The following is a 2,538-nucleotide window of genomic DNA, read 5'->3' as shown; positions in this document are numbered from 1 at the left end:
GGGAGGCAACGGCGTGTACCGCTACAGCGCGACGAACGCCTTCCCGACGAGCAGCTACCAGGCGAGCAACTACTGGGTGGACGTGATCCTCACCGGAGGCACCGGCTGACACGGAACCGGCGGCATGGAGACCCGCGGGTGGCGCCGCCAGCCGTCAACCGGCCGGCGGCGCCACCCGTCCTCCATGGTGATCGACCAGGCGCGCCAGTAGCTCGATCAGTTGCTCGCGTTCCGGCTCGGCCAGCGGGGCGAGCAGGTCGTCCTGCAGGGAGGCGACGAGCGCGTCAAGCCTGTCCAGCGCGCGGCGGCCCGCCGGGGTCATGGTGATGACGTTGCGGCGGCGGTCGGCGGGATCGGGAGCCCGCTCGACCAGGCCCCGGCCGGTGAGCTCGTTGATCACCGCGACCAGGTCGCTGCGGTAGATGCCGGTCCGGCGGCTCAGCGTCGCCTGGCTGGCGGGGCCGAGATCATGGAGGGCCACGAGCACGGCGTAGTGCCACTTCCGGGCGTCCGCGGCGGACAGCCCCGCGCTCACCAGCCGGTCGGCGTGCGCCGCGGCGATGCCCAGCAGCCTGCTCGGCAGGCGTCGCAGCCGGTCGGGCGTGAGCGGGCCGTCACCGGCGTGCGGCATGTCGGTGGAGCGCGGGTTCATGCCGCCCATCCTAGCCCTTGCGTTAGTCGGACTAACAATATACCTTCGCTAGTGGCACTAACGTTAGAGTGACTAACGGACTGGAAGGTGACCCATGCCCACCATCGACGTACTCGACTCGTCCATGCACTACGAGGAGGCCGGGAGCGGGACGCCCCTCGTCTTCCTGCACGGCAACCCGTCCTCGTCACACCTGTGGCGGAACGTGCTTCCCCGGATCGGCGAGCCCGGCCGCGCGCTGGCGCCCGACTTGATCGGCATGGGCCGCTCGGGCAAGCCGGACATCGGCTACCGCTTCGCCGACCACGCCCGCTACCTCGACGCCTGGTTCGACGCGCTCGGCCTGGACGAGGTGGTGCTCGTCGGCCATGACTGGGGCGGGTCGCTCGCCTTCGACTGGGCGGCCCGTCACCCGGACCGGACCCGCGGCGTGGCTTTCATGGAGACGATCGTCCGGCCGATGGCCTTGAGCGAACTCTCCGACCCGGCCAGGGCCCGCTTCGAGAAGCTGCGGACCCCGGACGGCGAGTCACTGGCGCTCGAACGGAACTTCCTCGTGGAGACGGCGTTCACCGCTGGCGTGCTGAGGAGCCTCGGCGAGGAGGAGATCGAACCGTACCTCGCCCCGTACCCGAGCCGCGACAGCCGCCGCCCGCTGCTGGAATGGGCCCGCTCGCTGCCGCTCGACGGCGAACCCGCCGACGTGGCCCGACGTCTCGACGGCTACGGCCGCTGGCTCGCGGCCAGCGACGACGTTCCCAAGCTGCTGCTCACCTTCGACTCCTCCCCCACCCTGCTCATCCGGGAGGAACATCGCCGCTCTTGAGATCGAGCACTGCGGCCCGGCCGGCCACCACGCACCGGAGGACCAGCCGGAGGCCATCGCCACGGCGATCGTCAAGTGGTTGGCCCGCAACGGGCTCCGGTGAACGCCGTCCACGACGGCGGCCCCAGGCGTCGGGTGCGGCTCAGCTCTTCGCCATCTTGTGGCGGGTGGCCTGCATGAGCTCTTCCACGCGTCGGATCTCCGCGTTCACCTCGGTGATCTGGTTCTCCAGGATGATGGGGACGCCCACGCCGGCGTAGCGCGCCTTCTCGATCTCAAGCTTGTTGAGAGATCCGTAGTGGACGTTCAGCAGCGTGCTCAACCCCTCCAGGCGGGTCTGCAGCGCCTTTCTCTCGACCCGGCTGTCATGCGCCTGCCCGCCCACCGTGATGTCGTCCGCCACGTCGATCGCGTGCTGACCGGCCTGCTCGGCCGAGCCGCCTCCCTGCAGACGATCGATCTCCTCGACGTCGCGCGGCTGCTGGCGAAGCTTCAGCGCCACCTCCCTCACCTCCTTCAACAGATCCCGCAAAGCGGGTTTCAGCCGCTCGTCCGGGTGGTCGTCCATGGATGACTGGAGCCGGTCGACGGCATCGGCGAGTTTGCGGCTCTGTCCGCCCACGGCGGCCAGAGCCGCCGCCCGCTGGTAGAAGACGGCCAGGTCGCTTTCGCGCACGCCACGGCCAGGCTGCAGCAAGAGGCTGACCTCCTCCAGCGAAGTCTGGCCGGCCAGCCGATCGCAGACCGTCTGGAGGAGGATCTGGGCTCCTTCGTAGAGCGGAAACCTGGCCGTGCCGGTGCCCAGCGCGGGAAAGGCGATGGTGCGCACGTTCAGCCTCTCGGCCAGGTTCAGTGACTGGCGCGTCAGGGTCTCGATGCATTTCGCGTCGGGGAGCAGGTTCCGGTCGAGGTCGATGGTGACGGCGTGGAAAACGTATTTGGCCGGCAATCGCCCGGCGGTCGTCACCGCGACATCGCAGTGACTGAGGGGAAGCAGTTTCCTGGCGTGCAGCCGCAGGCCTTCGCCCGCTCGTTTCCGAATGGCCAGGGAAACTCCGCC

The 2,538-nt window shown here is 69.5% G+C and carries 4 protein-coding genes; 2 read left to right on the top strand and 2 right to left on the bottom strand.

All coding sequences use genetic code 11. From position 1 onward, the window contains the following. Positions 1 to 13 precede the first annotated feature (13 nt). Positions 14 to 109, top strand: coding sequence for a hypothetical protein (locus tag DAT37_RS46405; protein WP_408637398.1), 96 nt, complete (start codon positions 14 to 16; stop codon positions 107 to 109). Positions 110 to 154: 45 nt separating this feature from the next. On the opposite strand, the gene DAT37_RS12905 is transcribed toward DAT37_RS46405, so the two are convergent. Then, the gene (locus DAT37_RS12905; RefSeq protein ID WP_109524991.1) at positions 155 to 652 is read right to left on the bottom strand and encodes a MarR family winged helix-turn-helix transcriptional regulator; all 498 of its coding nucleotides are present in this window, start codon (positions 650 to 652) and stop codon (positions 155 to 157) included. Positions 653 to 746: 94 nt separating this feature from the next. Between DAT37_RS12905 and DAT37_RS12900 the strand changes: the two genes are divergently transcribed. Continuing rightward, positions 747 to 1,478 (top strand): haloalkane dehalogenase, encoded by a 732-nt coding sequence (locus tag DAT37_RS12900; RefSeq protein WP_232839715.1) that lies wholly within the window; start codon positions 747 to 749, stop codon positions 1,476 to 1,478. A gap of 142 nt (positions 1,479 to 1,620) precedes the next feature. Here DAT37_RS12900 and DAT37_RS12895 read toward each other — a convergent pair. Beyond that, a partial coding sequence (locus DAT37_RS12895; RefSeq protein ID WP_198654245.1) for a macro domain-containing protein occupies positions 1,621 to 2,538 on the bottom strand: 918 nt, incomplete at its 5' end.

This window comes from Nocardia aurea, from assembly GCF_003123685.1.
GTDB classification, from domain to species: domain Bacteria; phylum Actinomycetota; class Actinomycetes; order Mycobacteriales; family Mycobacteriaceae; genus Nocardia; species Nocardia aurea.
This window is presented reverse-complemented; position numbering and strand designations above follow the sequence as displayed.